General features: G+C 55.3%; 22 protein-coding genes. 11 read left to right on the top strand and 11 right to left on the bottom strand.

The genetic code is table 11. The annotated features are described in order from the left end of the window. Nucleotides 1-13: 13 nt before the first annotated feature. Entirely contained in the window at nucleotides 14-577 is a 564-nt protein-coding gene (locus tag ACR0NM_RS17940; RefSeq protein ID WP_170399405.1) for a nucleotide exchange factor GrpE, read from the bottom strand. Nucleotides 578-587: 10 nt separating this feature from the next. After that, nucleotides 588-1,652 carry a heat-inducible transcriptional repressor HrcA gene (gene hrcA / locus ACR0NM_RS17935; RefSeq protein WP_170399408.1) on the bottom strand — a complete coding sequence of 355 codons (1,065 nt, stop codon included), beginning with the start codon at nucleotides 1,650-1,652 and terminating at the stop codon, nucleotides 588-590. 112 nt (nucleotides 1,653-1,764) lie between these two features. On the opposite strand from hrcA, the gene rph reads away from it, so the two are divergent. From rph to ACR0NM_RS17915, 4 genes are read left to right on the top strand one after another with little or no spacing between them, the layout of a single operon-like run. Further along, complete coding sequence (gene rph / locus ACR0NM_RS17930) at nucleotides 1,765-2,478, top strand: ribonuclease PH (RefSeq protein WP_170399411.1); 714 nt, start codon at nucleotides 1,765-1,767, stop codon at nucleotides 2,476-2,478. Next, the gene (gene rdgB, locus ACR0NM_RS17925) at nucleotides 2,475-3,089 is read left to right on the top strand and encodes an RdgB/HAM1 family non-canonical purine NTP pyrophosphatase (protein WP_480615980.1); all 615 of its coding nucleotides are present in this window, start codon (nucleotides 2,475-2,477) and stop codon (nucleotides 3,087-3,089) included. Before rph ends, rdgB begins: the two co-directional genes overlap by 4 nt. Then, nucleotides 3,079-4,233 carry a radical SAM family heme chaperone HemW gene (gene hemW, locus ACR0NM_RS17920; protein ID WP_480615978.1) on the top strand — a complete coding sequence of 385 codons (1,155 nt, stop codon included), beginning with the start codon at nucleotides 3,079-3,081 and terminating at the stop codon, nucleotides 4,231-4,233. The genes rdgB and hemW overlap by 11 nt, the downstream gene beginning before the upstream one ends. A gap of 3 nt (nucleotides 4,234-4,236) precedes the next feature. Further along, a complete protein-coding gene (locus ACR0NM_RS17915; RefSeq protein ID WP_480615976.1) occupies nucleotides 4,237-4,590 on the top strand; it encodes a YbaN family protein in 354 nt (117 codons plus the stop codon). Here the strand turns inward: ACR0NM_RS17915 and ACR0NM_RS17910 are convergent. The 7 genes from ACR0NM_RS17910 to hemJ all read right to left on the bottom strand — a co-directional run bounded on the left by ACR0NM_RS17910 (nucleotide 4,580) and on the right by hemJ (nucleotide 11,955). Then, complete coding sequence (locus tag ACR0NM_RS17910) at nucleotides 4,580-5,473, bottom strand: ParB/RepB/Spo0J family partition protein (RefSeq protein WP_170399423.1); 894 nt, start codon at nucleotides 5,471-5,473, stop codon at nucleotides 4,580-4,582. The genes ACR0NM_RS17915 and ACR0NM_RS17910 overlap by 11 nt on opposite strands. Before the next feature lie 20 nt (nucleotides 5,474-5,493). Beyond that, the gene (locus ACR0NM_RS17905; RefSeq protein ID WP_223117310.1) at nucleotides 5,494-6,297 is read right to left on the bottom strand and encodes a ParA family protein; all 804 of its coding nucleotides are present in this window, start codon (nucleotides 6,295-6,297) and stop codon (nucleotides 5,494-5,496) included. Further along, nucleotides 6,290-6,913 (bottom strand): 16S rRNA (guanine(527)-N(7))-methyltransferase RsmG, encoded by a 624-nt coding sequence (gene rsmG / locus ACR0NM_RS17900; protein ID WP_480615974.1) that lies wholly within the window; start codon nucleotides 6,911-6,913, stop codon nucleotides 6,290-6,292. Before rsmG ends, ACR0NM_RS17905 begins: the two co-directional genes overlap by 8 nt. Then, nucleotides 6,910-8,778: a tRNA uridine-5-carboxymethylaminomethyl(34) synthesis enzyme MnmG gene (gene mnmG, locus ACR0NM_RS17895; RefSeq protein ID WP_480615972.1), complete on the bottom strand. Its 1,869-nt coding sequence runs from the start codon at nucleotides 8,776-8,778 to the stop codon at nucleotides 6,910-6,912. The genes rsmG and mnmG overlap by 4 nt, the downstream gene beginning before the upstream one ends. A 12-nt stretch (nucleotides 8,779-8,790) precedes the next feature. Beyond that, nucleotides 8,791-10,077, bottom strand: coding sequence for a tRNA uridine-5-carboxymethylaminomethyl(34) synthesis GTPase MnmE (gene mnmE / locus ACR0NM_RS17890; protein WP_480615970.1), 1,287 nt, complete (start codon nucleotides 10,075-10,077; stop codon nucleotides 8,791-8,793). Between the two features lie 30 nt (nucleotides 10,078-10,107). After that, nucleotides 10,108-11,379: a transcription termination factor Rho gene (rho, locus tag ACR0NM_RS17885; protein WP_480615968.1), complete on the bottom strand. Its 1,272-nt coding sequence runs from the start codon at nucleotides 11,377-11,379 to the stop codon at nucleotides 10,108-10,110. A 126-nt stretch (nucleotides 11,380-11,505) separates the two neighbouring features. After that, nucleotides 11,506-11,955 carry a protoporphyrinogen oxidase HemJ gene (hemJ, locus tag ACR0NM_RS17880; RefSeq protein ID WP_170408805.1) on the bottom strand — a complete coding sequence of 150 codons (450 nt, stop codon included), beginning with the start codon at nucleotides 11,953-11,955 and terminating at the stop codon, nucleotides 11,506-11,508. Nucleotides 11,956-12,358: 403 nt separating this feature from the next. On the opposite strand from hemJ, the gene ACR0NM_RS17875 reads away from it, so the two are divergent. The 4 genes from ACR0NM_RS17875 to dnaQ are packed head-to-tail and all read left to right on the top strand — an operon-like array spanning nucleotide 12,359 to nucleotide 15,093. Further along, nucleotides 12,359-12,958: a Maf family protein gene (locus tag ACR0NM_RS17875; RefSeq protein WP_480615966.1), complete on the top strand. Its 600-nt coding sequence runs from the start codon at nucleotides 12,359-12,361 to the stop codon at nucleotides 12,956-12,958. Further along, complete coding sequence (locus tag ACR0NM_RS17870; protein ID WP_170399446.1) at nucleotides 12,955-13,788, top strand: shikimate dehydrogenase; 834 nt, start codon at nucleotides 12,955-12,957, stop codon at nucleotides 13,786-13,788. Before ACR0NM_RS17875 ends, ACR0NM_RS17870 begins: the two co-directional genes overlap by 4 nt. Beyond that, complete coding sequence (gene coaE, locus ACR0NM_RS17865) at nucleotides 13,785-14,378, top strand: dephospho-CoA kinase (RefSeq protein ID WP_480615964.1); 594 nt, start codon at nucleotides 13,785-13,787, stop codon at nucleotides 14,376-14,378. The genes ACR0NM_RS17870 and coaE overlap by 4 nt, the downstream gene beginning before the upstream one ends. Further along, complete coding sequence (dnaQ, locus tag ACR0NM_RS17860; protein ID WP_170399452.1) at nucleotides 14,371-15,093, top strand: DNA polymerase III subunit epsilon; 723 nt, start codon at nucleotides 14,371-14,373, stop codon at nucleotides 15,091-15,093. Before coaE ends, dnaQ begins: the two co-directional genes overlap by 8 nt. A 25-nt stretch (nucleotides 15,094-15,118) precedes the next feature. On the opposite strand, the gene secB is transcribed toward dnaQ, so the two are convergent. Together secB and ACR0NM_RS17850 are read right to left on the bottom strand one after the other, a co-directional pair. Beyond that, the gene (gene secB, locus ACR0NM_RS17855) at nucleotides 15,119-15,622 is read right to left on the bottom strand and encodes a protein-export chaperone SecB (protein ID WP_170399455.1); all 504 of its coding nucleotides are present in this window, start codon (nucleotides 15,620-15,622) and stop codon (nucleotides 15,119-15,121) included. 54 nt (nucleotides 15,623-15,676) lie between these two features. Next, nucleotides 15,677-16,177, bottom strand: coding sequence for an FxsA family protein (locus tag ACR0NM_RS17850; protein ID WP_170399458.1), 501 nt, complete (start codon nucleotides 16,175-16,177; stop codon nucleotides 15,677-15,679). A 108-nt stretch (nucleotides 16,178-16,285) separates the two neighbouring features. On the opposite strand from ACR0NM_RS17850, the gene ACR0NM_RS17845 reads away from it, so the two are divergent. The 3 genes from ACR0NM_RS17845 to ACR0NM_RS17835 are packed head-to-tail and all read left to right on the top strand — an operon-like array spanning nucleotide 16,286 to nucleotide 18,569. Next, the gene (locus ACR0NM_RS17845) at nucleotides 16,286-16,945 is read left to right on the top strand and encodes a Tim44/TimA family putative adaptor protein (RefSeq protein WP_480562834.1); all 660 of its coding nucleotides are present in this window, start codon (nucleotides 16,286-16,288) and stop codon (nucleotides 16,943-16,945) included. Continuing rightward, nucleotides 16,942-17,982 carry a murein transglycosylase A gene (mltA, locus tag ACR0NM_RS17840; RefSeq protein ID WP_170408811.1) on the top strand — a complete coding sequence of 347 codons (1,041 nt, stop codon included), beginning with the start codon at nucleotides 16,942-16,944 and terminating at the stop codon, nucleotides 17,980-17,982. Before ACR0NM_RS17845 ends, mltA begins: the two co-directional genes overlap by 4 nt. Next, on the top strand, nucleotides 17,982-18,569 hold the full coding sequence (locus tag ACR0NM_RS17835) for a Smr/MutS family protein (protein ID WP_480615962.1): 588 nt from the start codon (nucleotides 17,982-17,984) through the stop codon (nucleotides 18,567-18,569). The genes mltA and ACR0NM_RS17835 overlap by 1 nt, the downstream gene beginning before the upstream one ends. The last annotated feature ends 111 nt before the right edge of the window (nucleotides 18,570-18,680 follow it).

The raw sequence follows: 18,680 nt of genomic DNA, 5'->3' as shown, positions 1-18,680 counted from the left end.
ACCCAGGAACTGTTCAGCTTGCGGGCGTTGACGACACCCCAACCTGCGCCGGACGCAACAACCTGTCGTGCAGCATGAAGCCTTCTGCCGACACCTGAATGATGTCGCCGGCTTTGGTTCCGGGCACCGGGGCCTCGAACATCGCCTCATGTACATTCGGGTCGAACCTGTCCCCGACCTGTGGCGTAATCACCTCGATCCCATGCTTCTGGAACACATCCTTCAGCGCGCGCATGGTCAGCTCGACACCTTCCAGCAAGCCGGCGGCAACCTCTTTCTGCTCATCCGTCGCGGCCTCAAGCGCGCGTTTCATATTGTCGTAAACCGGAAGCATGTCGCGGGCCAGTTTTGACCCGCCATATTGTTCCGCATCCCGACGCGCCTTGTCGCCACGCTTGCGCGCATTTTCGGCATCGGCCAGCGCACGCATGAACTTGTCTTTGTAATCATCGCGCTCAGCACGCAGTTGATCGACCTCAAGCGCCTCATCGCTGATCTCAGCAAAATCTTCGGCAAACTCTTCCGCCTCGGCGGACATGATGTCGTCCAGAAAATCTTCGTTCTTGGGCTCTGCCATCTCTTACCCTCTAGCTCCGGTCGGAAATCAGCTTGCCGACCAGTTGCGCCGTATAATCCACGATTGGTACGATTCGCCCGTAATTCAGACGTGTGGGTCCAATGACCCCAACCGCACCGATTATCTTACGATCAGCGTTCATATATGGAGACACCACCAAAGAGGAACCCGAAAGTGAGAAAAGTTTGTTCTCAGAGCCAATAAAAATGCGCACACCTTCGCCTTCTTCGGTCAATTCAAGGAATTCGGCGATATCGCGTTTGCGTTCAAGGTCGTCAAACAGGGTGCGGATTCGATCAAGTTCTTCTGCCTGACCCGGCTCATTTAACAGATTCGCCCGCCCGCGCACGATCAGCCGGGCCGAGTCGCCGCCGTCCCCGTCCCAAGCGGCAATGCCGCTCTCGACCATCTCACGCGCCAGAACATCGATTTCCTGTTTCCGCGCGTCGATCTGCGACAGCATCTGCCGCCGCACTTCGCCAAGCGTACGTCCTTCGATCAGTGCATTCAGGAAATTTGCGGCCTCGCGCATCGAGCTTGGCGTCTGCCCAGGCGGAGGTGTAAACAGCCGGTTTTCTACCTGCCCGTCCGAAAACACCAAAACCACCAAGGCCCGGTCATGACCAAGCGAGACGAACTCGATATGCTTGATCTCGGCCTCATGCTTTGGCGTCAGAACCAGCGAAGCCCCTTGTGTCACGTGTGATAGCGCCGCGCCGACGCGATCGAGCATACCACCCACATCGCCTGCGTTAGAGCCTAGTGTTTCGTCCAGCTTTTGCCGATCATCCGCACCCAGATCGCCCATTTCTAGCAATCCGTCCACGAACATGCGCAGCCCCTGCTGTGTTGGAATTCGACCAGCGCTGACATGCGGACTGTCGAGCAAACCCAGAAATTCAAGATCCTGCATCACATTGCGTACGGTCGCAGCACTGACTTTCTCGGACAATGTGCGCGTCAGAGTCCGGCTGCCCACGGGTTCACCGCTTTCCAGATAGCTTTCGACAATCAACCGGAACACCTCGCGCGACCGGTCATTCATCTCATCCAGAATTTTGCTTGCTTCGCTCATCGGCGGCCCTCTGCTGGATCGTCATTAAATCGCAGGCAAATGAAAGGTCAATCGGGCTTGCATCGTAACGCCGCAGGACGGTATCCCCAACCCAGCAGATAAAGGATTTCTCATGCGACCCTCAGGACGTGACCTAAACGAAATGCGCGCCGTTTCAATTGAAACGGGGTTCACCAAACATGCCGAAGGCTCTTGCCTGATCAAGATGGGCGACACCCATGTGCTATGCACCGCCACAATCGAGGATCGCGTGCCACCGTTCATCAAAGGCTCGGGCCTGGGCTGGGTCACCGCTGAATATGGCATGCTGCCCCGCGCGACCAATACGCGGATGCGGCGCGAGGCTGCCAGCGGCAAGCAAGGTGGCCGCACGGTTGAGATTCAACGCCTGATCGGCCGCGCCCTCCGCGCCGGTGTGGATCGGGTTGCGTTGGGTGAGCGTCAGATCACCGTCGACTGCGATGTCATTCAAGCCGACGGCGGCACCCGCTGTGCCTCGATCACTGGCGGTTGGGTAGCGCTACGTCTGGCCGTGAACAAGCTGATGAAAACAGGCGATGTGATCTCTGACCCTTTATTAGACCCTGTTGCCGCCGTTTCATGCGGAATTTATGCCGGTCAGCCCGTGCTAGATCTGGACTATCCCGAAGATAGCGAAGCTGGCGTTGACGGCAATTTCATCATGACCGGCTCGGGTAAGCTGATCGAAGTGCAGATGAGCGCCGAAGGATCCGTTTTCAGCCGCGCGCAAATGGATCAACTGATGGATCTGGCCGAGAAAGGCGTGGGTGAACTTGCTGCTGCCCAGAAAGCTGCAACCGCATGACTCGCAGGTTCGAAGGTGATCGACTGCTGGTCGCCACCCACAACAAAGGCAAGCTCGAGGAGATGGCGCATCTGCTTGAGCCCTTTGGCGTAACGGTTGTCGGCGCGGGCGAAATGAACCTGCCAGAACCGGAAGAGACCGAGGACACTTTCGTCGGTAACGCCCGGATCAAGGCCCACGCAGCTGCAAAGGCGACCGGCCTACCTGCCTTGTCGGACGATTCCGGGATCACCATCGATGCATTGGACGGCGCACCCGGTGTTTACACCGCCGATTGGGCCGAAACCGGCAGTGGCCGCGATTTCCTGATGGCGATGACTCGCGCCCATAATGAGCTAGAGGCGAAAGACGCCCCCCACCCGCGTATGGCCCAGTTTCGCTGCACACTGGTTCTGGCCTGGCCCGACGGGCATGACGAAGTGTTCGAGGGCATCGCGCCCGGTCACCTGACTTGGCCGATCCGTGGCAAGGACGGGTTCGGCTATGACCCCATGTTTGTCCCTGAGGGGCACGACATTACCTTTGCCGAAATGGATCGCTGGAAAAAGAACAAGATCAGCCATCGCGGGCGCGCGGTGGAGATGTTCGTGAAAGGCTGCTTTGGCGGATGATTGGCGAAACGGGGGCTTTGGCCTTTATGTGCATTGGCCCTTTTGCGAGGCCAAGTGCCCCTATTGCGATTTCAACAGCCACGTTTCCAAGAATATTAATCAAAAACAATGGCTTGAGTGTTATCTCAGTGAACTGAGCCGCTCGGCCATCGAAACTCCTGACCGGGTTTTGAACACAATCTTCTTTGGCGGCGGAACTCCATCACTGATGGCCCCCGAGACCGTCGCCACCATCATCGAAAAGGCCCGCGCCCTTTGGCGATCGGCCAACGATATGGAAATCACGCTTGAGGCCAATCCAGGCTCGGTCGAGGCCGGACGGTTCGCGGCCTATCATGATGCGGGCGTGAACCGCATCTCGATGGGTGTTCAGGCCTTGAACGACGATGACCTGCGTCGTCTGGGGCGCATTCACACGGTTGCCGAGGCTCGCGCTGCCTTCGATATCGCGCGCTCTTGCTTTGACCGTGTGAGCTTTGATCTGATCTATGCCCGCCAGCATCAAACTCTGGACGCCTGGCGTGCTGAGCTGACCGAGGCGCTATCGATGGCAGTTGATCACCTGTCGCTATACCAACTGACCATTGAGGAAGGCACAGCCTTTGGTGATCGCTATGCCCTGGGCAAGCTGCGCGGTCTGCCCGAGGACGACAACGCTGCGGATATGTATCTGGCGACGCAGGAAATCTGCGAAGCGCATGGGCTGCCTGCCTATGAGATCTCAAACCACGCCCGGCCCAGAGCGGAATCACGGCATAACCTCATCTATTGGCGCTATGGTGACTACATCGGTATTGGACCCGGCGCACACGGTCGGATCACCCTGGATCGCCGGAAATTCGCGACGGAAACTCATCTTTCACCAAACAAATGGCTGACGGCTGCCTCCAATGGGCACGGCGAAAGCAATCGGTTCGAGCTTAGCCAACGTGAACAAGCCTCAGAATACCTTATGATGTGTCTACGTTTGGTCGAGGGCCTAAATATAGACAGATACACTCTGCTTGCAGGTGAAGAGCTTTCGCATGACAAACTTGATTCGCTGATCGATCTGGGCATGCTAACCCTTGATCGCAATCAATTGCGCGCCACTTCAAACGGGCGCGCCGTGCTCAACGCGGTAATCCGAGAGCTGTTGGAGTAACAGATGCAATTTCTCTGGGCCGGATTGGGGTTATTATGCGTTGCGCTTGCCATGATCGGAGTCGCTCTGCCGCTGCTGCCGACGGTGCCATTTCTTCTGTTGGCCGCGTTCTTTTTTGCTCGCTCATCGTCACGGCTGCATAACTGGTTGCTGAGCCATCGAGCCTTTGGCCCTATGATCATCGATTGGCAAAGCTCTGGCGCGATCAGACCCGGTGCAAAAAAGGCGGCCACCCTTTCGGTTGCCGCCGTATTTGGCTTATCGGTTCTGCTGTCGGTTCCTTCTCACGTCCTGATCATTCAGGCCATTGTTCTCAGCGCTGTGATGCTGTTTATCTGGACCCGACCTAACGGCTGAGCTTTGCGCACAGATCATCCAACTGATCCAGGTTCTCATAAGCCAACACAACCTGCCCGGATTCAGATCCGGCCTTATGGTTGATTGTCACCTTCATCGCCAGAATCGCAGACAAATCCTTTTCAAGCGCTCGGGTGTCTGCGTCCTTCCCAGCATTCAGGTTTCTGGATTTCGGAGCCGGCTTATCCGTCCCACCTTGCTGCTTTTTCACTAATGCCTCGGTCGCACGCACCGAAAGGCCCTCACGAACCACCTGTTTCGCCAGCTCCGATGGGTTTTCTGCCGTGATTAACGCCCTTGCATGACCGGCGGATAATTTTCCTTCTATTACAAGGGATTGCACGTCCAATGGGAGTGACAAAAGACGCAGCAGATTAGCGATATGGCTTCTGCTTTTACCAAGCGCTTCGGCCAGCTTTTCTTGCGTGTGACCAAAGCGATCCATCAATTGCTTAAAGCCTGCCGCCTCTTCCACCGCGTTCAGATCTGCGCGCTGAATGTTCTCGATAATCGCGACCTCAAGCACTTCGGTGTCATCAAATTCGCGAACAATAACTGGAATATCATGCAGTTGCGCCATCTGCGCAGCACGCCAGCGCCGTTCACCCGCAACGATTTCGTATTGGCCGCCATCGATGCTGCGGACAATCAGCGGCTGGATAATACCCTTTTCCTTGACCGAGGCCGCAAGCTCATCCAATTGCTCTTGCGCGAAACGGCGGCGCGGCTGATCTGGGTTCGCCTGCAGTTTTTCGATCGGTACCGTGAGATCCGGACGGCGGGGTTCAGATACAATCCGACCGTCAGCTTCTGGTGCGACATCAGCCATCAACGCAGATAGCCCGCGACCTAATCCTCGGGGTTTTCCTTTCCTGGCATTCATGTTGCCCTCCTCACGGCCACCTAAATGGCTACCTTGTTGTTCTTGTGCATAACCTCTCGGGCCAAATGCCGGTACGCCATCGCCCCAAGCGAACCCGAATCATATTGCAGCACAGGAAGCGCGTAAGATGGTGCCTCGCTGACCCGCACATTTCTGGGTATCTTGGTTTTAAATACCATCTCACCCAGATTGTCACGCGCATCCTTTTCGACCTGACGGGACAAGTTGTTGCGGTTGTCATACATCGTTAACACAACACCTTCGATTCTGAGGTCAGGATTAGCGGTCTGACGAACCTCGCGAATGGTCAACATCAATTGTGACAGCCCTTCCAGCGCAAAGAACTCACTTTGCAATGGAACAAGGACGGAATGCGCTGCTACCATTGCGTTTACGGTGAGCAGGTTCAAGGACGGCGGACAATCAATCAGCACAAAGTCCAGATTGAAGGCATCAATTGCAGTCTGTCGAAGCGCGTCATGCAGCAAATAACTGCGCTTTTCATTCGAGATCAGCTCAATATCTGCCGAGCTGAGATCTACGGTCGCCGGAACCACAAAAAGATTACCGATCTCGGTCTCCTGCACCACAGCTTCCAATGGTGCATCGTCGAGAAGAAGATCATATGTCGTCCAGTCGCGATCTTCGACCCCTAGACCCGTAGAGGCATTTCCCTGAGGATCGAGATCGACCACAAGAACCTTGCATCCGGCCTCGGCCAATCCGGCTGCCAGATTGATCGCGGTAGTGGTTTTCCCGACCCCGCCCTTTTGATTAGCAACCGCGATAATCCGAGGCCCAGCAGGACGAGACAGATCAACCACGTGCAACTCCTTTGATTTTCAGGATAACGGCTTGGGGTTCTGTTGAACTCTTAATGGGTTCAGCCTCGAATTTCCATTCTTTGCGCGCATCTTCCAGCTCTTTTTTCCAGGTTGCGCCTTTTGGCAACAACGCTGTACCGTTTTTACCTAAATGCCTGTCACAAAATGACATTAGTGTGGTCAGATCAGCCAGAGCCCGAGCTGAAAGCACGTCCGCATGCAAGGGATCAATGGCTTCAATTCGACGAGAGATCACGGAACAATTGGCGCCACTCTCTCTGGTCGCACTTCGAAGAAATGCGGATTTACGTTGGTCGCTTTCGACTAATGTGAAACGCGTTTCAGGCGCAAATTCAATTGCCATGATGGCGCAGACCATGCCGGGAAAGCCGCCTCCGCTGCCTAAATCCACCCAATGATCTACGCGATCTGCGTTCTGAAAAACTTGAATGGAATCTTTGATATGGCGAATCCAAATCTCTTCAAGACTATTTCTTGAAACCAGATTGATTTTTGGGTTCCATTTTTCAAGCAGAGATACATAGATCACCAGGCGTTCGAATGTTTCACGTGAAACATCCAGAGCCTCCGCAGAAACGGCGTTCTGATAACTCATGCTTTTCTGGCTTTCACATCGCGTCTGAGCTTCGCCAGGACGAGGGTTAAAGCCGCAGGTGTGACACCTTCAACCCGACTCGCCTGCGCAATATTCGCAGGCTTCGCCTGCGATAGCTTTTGCTTCATTTCATTCGACAGACCATCAAGCGCAAAATAATTGAAATCCCGAGGAATTTCATGCGCCTCATCGCGCTTCATTGCTTCGACATCCCGTTGTTGGCGCGCAATATAGTTTGCATACAACGCATCGCGCTCGACCTGACGGCGAATTTCATCGTCTGTATTCTGTAGATCGGGTTCGAGTAAAACCATGTCTTCAAACGATACTTCTGGAAAAGCAAGAACCGCCATTCCATCGCGCCGGTTTCCGTCCTGATTTATGCTGATACCAGCTTCGCGAATTTGCTTTGGCGTATATGTGGTCTCTGTCAGTTTGTTCTTTGCCTTTACAAGTTTTTCTGATTTCTCAGCAAAAACCTTGCGGCGGAGTTCACCCACACAGCCCAACTGCTCACCAATCGGGGTCAGTCTTTGATCTGCGTTGTCAGCGCGAAGTGATAGGCGAAACTCCGCACGGGATGTGAACATCCGATAAGGCTCGGCAACGCCTCGTGTTGTCAAATCGTCAATCATTACGCCAATATAGCTGTCTGAGCGTGTAAAATGTATTGGCGCACGCCCCTGTGTTTCCAGAGCTGCATTCAAACCTGCAACGAGGCCTTGCGCGGCCGCTTCCTCATATCCTGTGGTCCCATTGATCTGTCCTGCAAGATATAGACCAGGAACATCGGGCACAGACAAAGACGCAGATAGAACGCGCGGGTCAACGTAGTCGTATTCAATTGCGTATCCGGGTTGTAAGATTACCGCGTTTTCCAATCCTATGATGGATTGGACATATTCGACTTGTACATCTTCGGGCAAAGACGTTGAAATCCCGTTTGGGTACACCGTATGATCCCGCACGCCTTCCGGTTCCAGAAATATCTGGTGTGACTCCTTTTCCGCAAATCTGACGATTTTGTCTTCGATTGAAGGGCAATATCTGGGACCAACACCATCAATATGACCTCCATACATTGCTGATCGCGATAGATTTTTCTCGATTATTCCGTGCGTCTGAGCATTGGTATGAGTTATTCCACAGGCAATTTGCGGCGCTGTCACCGCTTGGGACATGAATGAAAACAGTGTTGGCTCTGCATCGCCATCCTGTCGTTCAAGTATATCCCAATTTATGGTTCGTCCGTCCAACCTCGGTGGCGTACCTGTTTTTAGTCGTGCCGTAGGCAAACCAAAGGCATCAAGGCGTTCAGCCAGCCTGATCGATGGGCGATCCCCCATGCGGCCACCTGGTTTTGAAACGTCCCCTATGTGGATCACGCCGCGCAGAAATGTACCTGACGTCAGGATAACTGTCTGTGCGGGGACCTCGGATTCATCTGCCAGTTTAACACCGGTGACGCGGTCGCCATCCATTAGGAAATCAACCACTTCCCCGGTAATCACCGACAGATTGTCTTGTTTTTGCGTTTCCCCCGCCATTGCTGCCCGATAAAGGGCTCGATCCGCCTGCGCCCTCGGCCCTTGAACGGCCGGTCCTTTTCGCCGGTTCAATAAGCGAAACTGGATACCCGCACGGTCCGCCACGCGCCCCATGACCCCGTCTAGTGCATCGATCTCGCGGACTAGATGCCCTTTGCCCAACCCACCTATTGCCGGATTGCAAGACATGACACCGATGTCCCGTTCGGAAAGAGTGACTAGTGCTGTGCTCGCACCCATCCGTGCTGCTGCATGTGCGGCTTCTGCACCTGCATGTCCGGCACCGATGACGACAACATCAAATTTCGAATGTTTCACGTGAAACACTCCCTATTTTCCCAGACAGAAACTTGCGAAGATTTCATCCAAAAGGGTTTCGACATCAATCCTGCCAACCAAAGATTCAAGCGACCGAATTGCCGTTCTCAACTCTTCAGCAGCTATATCATACATGTCCGGACCTGATTCCAGAACATCTCGCGCAGCCGCAAGTGCGTCCGATGCTTTAGTCATCGCAATACGGTGACGTTCCCGCGTTGCAATACCATGGCTAGCTGTTCGAACAGTCAGTACACGCGATATGTTGTCTATCAACTGGTCAATCCCGTGCCCGGTTTTCCCCGATATACCGCCGGAAAAGGGCTCACGCAGGTCAGATTTTGGCAGAACATGAATGTCATCTGCCTGCATCGGTACACCTAGCTGATCAGGCTCATCCGACAGAAATACTCGTAGATCGGCCGCCTCTGCCCGTTTGCGCGCCAGTTCAATTCCAAGGTTTTCAACGTGATCTTCGGTCTGTCTCAAACCAGCCGTATCCAACAGCGTAACAGGGAGACCGTCCAAATCCATGCGAACTTCGATCACATCGCGGGTTGTCCCGGCATATTCCGAGGTGATCGCGGCTTCCCGGCCTGCCAACGCATTCAGTAAGGTCGATTTGCCTGCATTTGGAAGACCAACAATGGCGACCTCAAAGCCGGTGCGAATGCGCTCGGCGATCCGAACACCTTTGGCTTCCTGGGTCAATTCTGCCATCACACCCGAGATCAATGTCCGAACCTCTGGTGTTACATCTGTCGGAACTTCTTCATCGGCAAAATCAATCACGGCTTCCAACAAAGACGCTGCACGGATCAGATCCCGCCGCCATCCTTCGGCCAATGTGCCCAAGGCACCAGCCAAAATCTTCTGTGCCTGTTTCCGTTGCGCTTCCGTTTCTGCATCGATCAGATCGGCAAGGCCTTCGACCTGCGCCAGATCCATCTTTCCGTTTTCCAACGCACGACGCGTGAACTCACCCGGTTCTGCTAGACGGAGATTATCCATATCCGACAGCGATGCCAGCACGGCGTTGACCGACGCCATACTTCCGTGAATCTGCAGCTCGGCCACGTCTTCGCCGGTAAAGCTAGACGGAGCCTGAAAAGTCAGAACCAGCCCTTCATCCAGCCGCGAACCATCAGGCGCGCGTAGGGTTCGGACCGTCATGCCGCGCAGGGGTAAACCACCCCCGGCCAGCGCATTAGCGGCCGAAAGCGCCTGCGGACCAGACAACCTGATCACTGCGACACCTGCTTTGCCCTGGGCGCTGGCCAGGGCGAATATCGTATCCATTGATAGCCCCCGCGTCAGTGCCAGACCCTATCAGGTGTTCATCGAATCGAAGAACTCGCCGTTTGTCTTGGTCTGTTTCAACTTCGACAACAGGAACTCGATTGCGTCTGTTGTGCCCATCGGGTTGAGGATGCGGCGCAGAACGAATGTCTTGGCCAGATCGCCCTTGTCGACCAGCAGGTCTTCTTTCCTTGTGCCGGACTTGAGGATATCGATCGCTGGGAATACCCGCTTGTCGGCGATTTTCCGATCCAGAACGATTTCCGAGTTACCGGTGCCTTTGAATTCTTCAAAGATCACTTCGTCCATCCGGCTGCCAGTATCGATCAGGGCGGTGGCGATGATGGTCAGCGAACCACCCTCTTCGATGTTCCGCGCCGCGCCAAAGAACCGCTTGGGTCGTTGCAGAGCATTAGCGTCCACACCACCGGTCAGAACTTTACCCGAGGATGGCACCACAGTGTTAAACGCCCTACCAAGTCTTGTGATTGAATCGAGAAGAATAACAACATCTCGTTTATGCTCGACCAGACGCTTGGCTTTTTCGATCACCATCTCAGATACGGCCACGTGGCGGGTCGCGGGTTCATCGAAGGTTGAAGACACAACTTCACCCTTCACCGAACGCTGCATGTCCGTCACTTCTTCCGGGCGTTCGTCGATCAGCAGGACGATCAGATAACACTCCGGGTGGTTCTGTTCTATGGAATGCGCGATGTTCTGCAAGATCACCGTCTTACCGGTCCGCGGCGGCGCTACGATCAGCGAACGCTGACCCTTACCGATCGGAGAAACCAGATCAATTACGCGGGCCGACTTATCCTTGATGGTTGGATCTTCGATTTCCATCTTCAGACGCTCATCTGGGTACAGAGGCGTCAGGTTGTCGAACAGGATCTTATGCTTGGCTTTTTCCGGATTCTCAAAGTTGATCTTGGTGACGTTGGTCAGCGCGAAGTAACGCTCGTTTTCATCGGGCGCTTTGATCTCACCTTCAACCGTATCCCCGGTGCGTAGCGAGTGCTTGCGGATCATGTCAGGCGAAACATAGATGTCATCCGGGCCCGGCAGGTAGTTCGCCTCGGGTGAGCGCAGGAAACCGAACCCGTCCTGCAGCACTTCCAGAACGCCATCGCCGCCAACAGTCCAACCCTCATCCGCACGTTCGCGCAGAATCTGGAACATCATCTCGCCTTTGCGCATGGTTGAGGCGTTTTCGACCTCAAGCTCTTCGGCCATCGCCAGAAGGTCTTTGGGGCTTTTGGCCTTCAGATCGGCCAGATTCAGGGATTCAGTTGTCATGATGATACGAACCTCGGCCGCTTGGATCGCGGCACCAGAGTGGAATTTCAGAACGGAAGATACCTCGCCCGGACGGGCGCGTTACGCGTTAGATAAGCGCTTACCTAAGAAGAGTCAAACAGGCCCTCAGAACTTCACAACGACCGCTAAAACGATAACAACCATTAAAACGGTCGGAACCTCATTCATCATGCGGTACTGCCGCCCAGTCAGCTTATTTCGCCCCTCAGCAAAGTCCTTGCGCCGAGCCATAAGCCAATGGTGAAACCATGTCATGCCGATCACTGCTGCGCCTTTGACCCAGGGCCAGCTCCAGTCCCATCCGACAATACCAGGCGTGAAAACCATGATCAGCCCGCAAATCCAGGCCACGACCATTGCGGGGCGCATGATCACACGCAGCAGCTTTTCTTCCATTTCAAAGAAAATCTGTTGCGCACCCTCTACGGCTTGCGCCTTTTCAACGTGATACACGAACAATCTGGGCAGATAGAATAAACCAGCCATCCATGAAATCACGGCCATGATGTGCAGCGATTTCACCCAAGGGTATATTGCGAAAAGAATATCGGTCATTGGGTATTCCGGGCTTACCTGAAACCCTCCTAATAAAAAAAATAAGAAAGAAAAAGGATGATGGTTTTGTAGGGAGGTCAAATTCGGTGGATTACTTTTTTGTCCTGCCTTTTTCCCCAGGTGGAAAAAGTGAAGCACATCGGCGCAGAATCTGTTGATCAAGAATAAAAATGATTAATAACAATAAATTATGAGATAAAAGCTCGGACTGAATTGTGGATAACCATTGGAACAATCCGGGACGGGATGCTTATCCGAGTATTCCAACTTATCCTTGTCCCGTCTGGACAGGATCCGGGCGACTCGGGGAAGTCTTGCGCCAAATTCCCGGGGTTGCGTGTCAACCGGAAAGCCATACAAACCATTCGAGACTACTCATTGATTTGCACACGGGGTTTTCCACATGACTGTCCCCATAGTCCTTGCCTCAGGGTCCGTGATCCGCGCGCAGTTGCTCGGAAACGCAGGCGTCCCGTTTTCGGTTCAGATCGCGCGGGTGGATGAAGACACAGCCAAACGCGCCCTGATGGCTGAGGGAGCTTCGCCCCGTGATGTTGCCGATGCGCTTGCCGAAATGAAAGCACGTAAGATCAGTGACAAAGTGCCCGGCACTATGGTTCTGGGTTGCGATCAGGTTCTGGATTTCGAAGGTCAGATGCTGTCGAAGCCGGAAACGCCGGAAGAAGCACTGGCGCAGCTTAAAGCAATGCGCGGCAAGCGACATATGTTGCTGTCGGCGGCGGTGATCTATCAGGATGGTGAGCCCATCTGGCGGCATGTAGGTCAGGTGCGTTTGCGGATGCGGGCCAGCTCGGATGCTTATTTACGTGATTACGTGGCGCGGAACTGGGACAGTATTCGGCACGCAGTGGGGGCTTATAAACTGGAAGAAGAAGGCGTGCGCCTGTTTGCCACCATTGACGGCGACTACTTTAACGTCTTGGGTATGCCCCTGTTAGAGCTGCTCAATTTTCTGGCCGTGAAGGGAGTGATCGATCAATGACGGAGCATCGCGTTCCTCTGGCCGGCGTGATTGGGCAACCCATTGCACATTCCCGCTCGCCAAAACTGCACGGGCATTGGCTGAAAACCTATGGATTGGTGGGGCACTACATCCCAATGGATGTCGCCCCGGCCGATCTGGAAACCGTTCTGCGGACACTACCCAAGGCTGGGTTTGTTGGGGCCAACGTGACCGTACCGCATAAAGAGGCTGCTTTGCGGTTGGCGGATCATGTCTCGGACCGTGCCTCAGTCATCGGGGCGGCAAATACGCTTGTATTCCGCGAGGATGGTTCAATTCACGCGGATAATACGGATGGCTACGGGTTCATGGCCAATCTTCGCAGCGGTGCGCCTGATTGGAACCCGCAGGATGGGCCTGCGGTTGTATTTGGTGCGGGCGGTGCTGCACGGGCGGTGCTTCAAGCGCTGGCAGAAGCCGGAGTGCCTGAAATCCTGCTGACCAATCGCACCCGCACCCGTGCGGATCATTTGAAAGAAGAGTTCGGCCAACGGATTACGGTCGTTGACTGGGTGCAGGCGGGAAATGTGATCGAAGATGCAGAACTGGTCGTGAATACTACGTCTTTGGGTATGCAAGGGCAGCCAGAGTTACGCGTTCCACTGGATGGATTGCAACCCGGCGCTGTTGTCACCGATCTGGTATACGCGCCGCTTCAAACGCATCTGTTACAACAGGCGGAAGAGGTTGGATGTACAACGGTCGACGGGCTGGGAATGTTGCTGCATCAAGCTGTTCCCGGGTTTGAACGCTGGTTCGGTGTTCGCCCCGAAGTGGACGCTGAAACCCGCGCGGCGGCCTTGGCATGAGTTTTGCGCTGGGGCTCACCGGATCAATCGGAATGGGAAAAAGCACGACCGCTCAGATGTTTGCAGATGAAGGCTGTGCGCTTTGGGATGCGGATGCTGCGGTGCATCGGCTCTATGCAAAGGGCGGTGCGGCGGTTGAGCCCATGCGGATTACGTTTCCCACCGCCATTGCCGAGGATGCGGTCAGCCGGGATGCATTGAAGCAAATCATTGCGGATAATCCTGACGCGCTAAAAACAATAGAAAAAATCGTACACCCTCTGGTAGCGGCGGATCGCGCCTCATTTCGATCTTCGTCGTCCGCCGATATCTTGGTATTCGACATTCCGCTGTTGTTTGAAACCGGTGGTGATGCGGCGATGGATGCTGTTGCTTGTGTTTCAATCTCTGCTGAAGAACAAAAAAGACGGGTCATGGCGCGCGGCACAATGAATGAGGCGCAGTTTGAGCTGATTCGCTCCAAGCAAATGCCAAACGAAGAGAAATGCGCGCGGTCGGATTTCGTGATTGTCACGGATACTCTGGACCATGCTCGCGCGCAGGTGCAGGATATCGTCAGGCAGATACGGGCAGGGTTGGCAGATGCGTGAGATTGTACTCGATACCGAGACCACAGGGTTTGATCCCGAAAGCGGCGACCGGATCGTCGAGATCGGCGCGGTTGAGCTGTGGAACCACGTTGCCACAGGAGAAACTTATCACGTCTACATCAACCCCGAGCGTTCTATGCCGGAAGAGGCATTTGGTGTGCATGGCATCGGCCCCGACCTGCTGGAAAACCCGCGCCCGCCGGAAAAGGGCGAAGTGACGCTGAAGGACAAACCTGTCTTTGCCAAGGTTGGGCAAGGGTTTCGTGAATTCGTGGGTGACGCCAAGCTGGTGATCCACAACGCCTCGTTCGACATGAAGTTTCTGAACGCCGAACTGGGCTGGATGGGGGTGTCGCTGATCCCGATGGATCAGGCAATCGACACGCTGGCCATTGCGCGTAAGCGGTTTCCTGGATCACCCGCTTCGTTGGATGCGTTGTGCCGCCGGTTTGGCATCGATAACTCAAACAGGGTGCTGCACGGCGCGCTGCTTGACTCGGAAATTCTGGCCGAAGTGTATCTGGAGCTGATCGGAGGCCGTCAGCCCGACTTTGGATTGTCAACGTCGGCAAGCGCAGCGTCTGGCGGTGGTGAGGAATGGCGCCCGACAGCGCGACCCGATGCCCTGCCATCCCGGATCACCGAGGATGAGCGCGCAGCACATCAGAAATTTGTTGAAAAGCTGGGCGAGAACGCCCTGTGGACCCGCGCCTGACCCGAACCAGACGCGGACCAAAACCTTAGGCGTCGGTTTTTTGCTCTTGTGCGGCCGCCTGACGGCGCGCCAGTTCGTTGCGATAGAGCGCCACGAAATCAATGTTATCCAGGTTGACCGGCGGGTAGCCACCGTCGCGTGTGATGTCGCTGACGATGCGGCGCAGGAACGGGAACAGCATGCGCGGGCATTCGATCATCAGGAACGGATGCATTTGATCTTCGGGCACACCTTCCACGTGGAACAGGCCGCAATAGTCGATTTCGCACAGGAACAGGACGTCTTCTAGGCCCTTGGCCTTGGATGTCAGTTTTAGCTTGATCGAGACTTCATACTGGTGCTCGGTCGTGCGTTTCTTTGCGTCCAGATTGACCTGAACTGAAATCTCGGGCTGTACGTCACCCGAGACGCCTTTTTGCGCCATGACGTTTTCAAAGGACATGTCGCGAATGAACTGTCCCAGAACGCGCATCTGGATCTGAGGGGCTGCCTGTGCGGCGGTGTTTTCTGCAGGGCTTTCGTCAGCCATGAAACTTCTCCGGAATTGAAATTCGGCACTGCTTAGCAATTTGGGCCGGATAGCTCAATGCTGGTGCGGGCCTTCCACCCACTTCGACGGCTTTCCGGAGTTCTGGCGAGGGCGAACCTCGGTGAATTCGCCATCTATCACATCGTCCTGATCAAACGGGTTTGGCCCCGACCTGAATTGTGCGCCGGTGCCCATTTGAAAATGTGTGATGGTCGCCTTGGACTTGAGATAGCGGAACACTGCGACCCGGATGCCGGGAACAAGCAGCGCAAAACCAATGGCATCGGTGAAAAACCCTGGTGTCAGCAGCAAAACACCAGACAGCAAGATCATCGCCCCATGGGCCAGCGGTTCGGTTGGGTCGTCCAATTCGGCAAAGGATCGTTGCAAATTCGCCAGCGCCATGCGACCTTGTGTCCGCACCAGAACCGTGCCCAGAACGGCGGTCAGAACCACGATTGCAAGCGTCGGCCAAAGCCCGATCAGACCGCCAACCTGGATAAACAGGGCGATCTCGATGATCGGAACCAATAAAAAAGCCAAGAACAAGTACATTTGCGGTATCCTTTAGCATGGTCCGGGCTGTGGACTTGGCCCCGACTGTCACCTACATAGTGGCAGAGGGCAGCGTATACAAAGCCCGGGTTCTGAAAAGAGGACGAAATGAACTCACCCCTGATCCAGCTTCTGGTGCTGGCCGGAATTGCCATTTTCCTGATCCTGCGCTTGAAAAGCGTGTTGGGTACACGCGAAGGTTTTGAGAAACCGCCCCTTCAGCAACAGCCTGATACCAATGGCGCGCGCCGTGATTTCGAAGTGATTGAAGGCGGGCCAGATCACGACATCACCGACCATGTGGCCGAAGACAGTGAACAGGCGCAAACATTGGCCGCAATGAAGCGGGTCGAACCCAGTTTTTCTGTCAGCGAATTTGTACAGGGCGCGCGCGGCGCCTATGAGATGATCGTGATGGGCTTTGAAAAGGGCAATCTGGACGAAATCCAGCCGTTCCTGTCCGAAGAAGTATTCGACAGTTTTGTATCGGTTGTTGCGGATCGTGAAGACAAAGGTCTGACCATCGAAGCCGAATTCATCGGGGTGCGTGAAACCACTCTGGTCGATGCGAGCTTCGATAAGGATACCAATCAGGCCGAGATCACCATGCGCTTTATCGGTGAGCTGACGTCGGTCGTGCGCGATCGCGGCGGGGATATTGTCGAAGGCAACCCGAACACCGTCAAACGCCAAAAGGACAGCTGGACCTTTGCCCGTGTCATGGGCGCGGACGATCCGAACTGGCTGCTTGTTGCCACGGACGCATGATTGCAGCGCTCCGGTCGCTATTTCTGGGGGTCGTCATGACCACTGCCAGCGCCGCCGGAGCCGAGGCGACGCGATCCATCCTGTCATTCGATGACCTCGATGGCTGGGCCGCCGACGATCACGGGGCGGCCCTTTCGGTTTTTCTGAACACCTGTGGTGATCTGGACGATCCTGATTGGCAGGCGCTGTGTGGCGTGGCTCAGAGTTATGAACCTGGCGCGGCGCGGGCTTTTTTCGAGCTGTTCTTTCGTCCTGTTCTGGTCGAAGACGGCGATGACGCCCTTTTCACCGGATATTTTGAACCTGAACTGGATGGGTCGAAAACCCCAACTGACAAATACCGCTATCCACTCTACCGGATGCCGCCCGAGGCGCGAGAGGCGGGCAAGTGGCTCAGTCGCCGTGACCTGCTGACCGGTGACGCCCTGACAGGTCGGGGCCTTGAGATAGCGTGGGTCGATGACCCTGTTGAGCTGTTCTTTCTGCAAATTCAAGGCTCGGGCCGGATACGTCTGCCCGATGGTGGTGCATTGCGGGTTGGATATGGCGGTGCGAATGGGCATCCCTATCGCTCGATCGGCGCGGAACTGGTCCGACGGGGTGCGCTGGGCGCGCACCAGGTCAGCGCTCAGATGATCCGGACCTGGGTACGCAAAAACCCTGAAGCCGGGGCTGAGCTGTTACTACACAACCCTTCGTATGTTTTCTTCCGTGAAGTGACGCGTGTCGCGCCCGAGTTCGGGCCGTTAGGCGCCATGAACCGCTCAGTGACCACGATGCGCAGTATCGCGGCAGATCCGGCTTATACACCTTTGGGCGCGCCAGTTTGGGTAGAAAAGGATGGCAAAAACCCGCTGCGCCGATTGATGATCGCACAAGACACCGGATCGGCGATCAAGGGTGCGCAACGTGCCGACATTTTCTTTGGCACAGGGGATGATGCCGGGCAGGCCGCCGGTCGCTTGAAGGATCCCGGCCGTATGGTTGTGCTGTTGCCGATCCAGAGGGCCTACGCCCTGTTACCGGATGAGTTCTGATGACCCGGCGCAAACTGACTGCGGAAGAGATCGATTTGTGGCGCAAGGTCGCCAAACAGGCTGAGCGTTTGCACCCCGAACTGCCTCAGACTGTGCACCCCACTACCTTGCCCAAGCCCAAACCGACCAAAACGCCCAAGGCGCGGATAGAAGCCTTTGAACTGGGTCAGACTGCGCCAACCAAACCGTCACGGAATAACCTGAAGCCATCAATCACCGAAGGTTTACGGACAAATCCGGTGCAGATGGACACCAAGTCTTTTGGTCGCATGAAACGCGGCAAGCTCAAGCCCGAAGGCAAGCTGGACCTGCACGGGATGCGCATGAACGCAGCCCATCCCGCATTGGTTCGGTTCATCCTGACCGCACAGGCACAGCGCAAACGGCTGGTGCTTGTCATAACCGGCAAGGGCAAGGACCGGGACGAACCGGGACCCATTCCAACGCCGCGTGGGGTCTTGCGCAATCAGGTGCCCCACTGGTTATCTATTCCACCACTTGCACAAGCAGTGCTGCAGGTAACACCCGCACATATCAGCCATGGCGGTGATGGCGCCTATTACGTTTACCTCAGGCGCGTCCGTTAGTCGGATCGCTGATTCTAGCTGGCCCACATGAACCGGATTCGCACGCGTACCCTGCCCTTACCCCTACTGGTTTATTGTTTCTGCAGGTCCCGCAACCCCGGTGATAAACTG

The organism is Ruegeria sp. AF2 (assembly GCF_056542025.1).
The sequence above is the reverse complement of the archived record's forward strand: the minus strand, read 5'-3'. Positions and strand labels throughout refer to the sequence as shown.

Coding starts and splice junctions, on each gene's coding strand:
- rph (WP_170399411.1), top strand. CDS start 1,765: ATGCGACCCTCAGGACGTGACCTAAACGAAATGCGCGCCGTTTCAATT.
- ACR0NM_RS17910 (WP_170399423.1), bottom strand. CDS start 5,473: ATGAATGCCAGGAAAGGAAAACCCCGAGGATTAGGTCGCGGGCTATCT.
- rdgB (WP_480615980.1), top strand. CDS start 2,475: ATGACTCGCAGGTTCGAAGGTGATCGACTGCTGGTCGCCACCCACAAC.
- ACR0NM_RS17915 (WP_480615976.1), top strand. CDS start 4,237: ATGCAATTTCTCTGGGCCGGATTGGGGTTATTATGCGTTGCGCTTGCC.
- hemJ (WP_170408805.1), bottom strand. CDS start 11,955: ATGACCGATATTCTTTTCGCAATATACCCTTGGGTGAAATCGCTGCAC.
- mnmE (WP_480615970.1), bottom strand. CDS start 10,077: ATGGATACGATATTCGCCCTGGCCAGCGCCCAGGGCAAAGCAGGTGTC.
- ACR0NM_RS17835 (WP_480615962.1), top strand. CDS start 17,982: ATGACCCGGCGCAAACTGACTGCGGAAGAGATCGATTTGTGGCGCAAG.
- hrcA (WP_170399408.1), bottom strand. CDS start 1,652: ATGAGCGAAGCAAGCAAAATTCTGGATGAGATGAATGACCGGTCGCGC.
- rho (WP_480615968.1), bottom strand. CDS start 11,379: ATGACAACTGAATCCCTGAATCTGGCCGATCTGAAGGCCAAAAGCCCC.
- ACR0NM_RS17845 (WP_480562834.1), top strand. CDS start 16,286: ATGAACTCACCCCTGATCCAGCTTCTGGTGCTGGCCGGAATTGCCATT.
- rsmG (WP_480615974.1), bottom strand. CDS start 6,913: ATGAGTTATCAGAACGCCGTTTCTGCGGAGGCTCTGGATGTTTCACGT.
- ACR0NM_RS17875 (WP_480615966.1), top strand. CDS start 12,359: ATGACTGTCCCCATAGTCCTTGCCTCAGGGTCCGTGATCCGCGCGCAG.
- secB (WP_170399455.1), bottom strand. CDS start 15,622: ATGGCTGACGAAAGCCCTGCAGAAAACACCGCCGCACAGGCAGCCCCT.
- ACR0NM_RS17850 (WP_170399458.1), bottom strand. CDS start 16,177: ATGTACTTGTTCTTGGCTTTTTTATTGGTTCCGATCATCGAGATCGCC.
- ACR0NM_RS17870 (WP_170399446.1), top strand. CDS start 12,955: ATGACGGAGCATCGCGTTCCTCTGGCCGGCGTGATTGGGCAACCCATT.
- coaE (WP_480615964.1), top strand. CDS start 13,785: ATGAGTTTTGCGCTGGGGCTCACCGGATCAATCGGAATGGGAAAAAGC.
- dnaQ (WP_170399452.1), top strand. CDS start 14,371: ATGCGTGAGATTGTACTCGATACCGAGACCACAGGGTTTGATCCCGAA.
- mltA (WP_170408811.1), top strand. CDS start 16,942: ATGATTGCAGCGCTCCGGTCGCTATTTCTGGGGGTCGTCATGACCACT.
- ACR0NM_RS17940 (WP_170399405.1), bottom strand. CDS start 577: ATGGCAGAGCCCAAGAACGAAGATTTTCTGGACGACATCATGTCCGCC.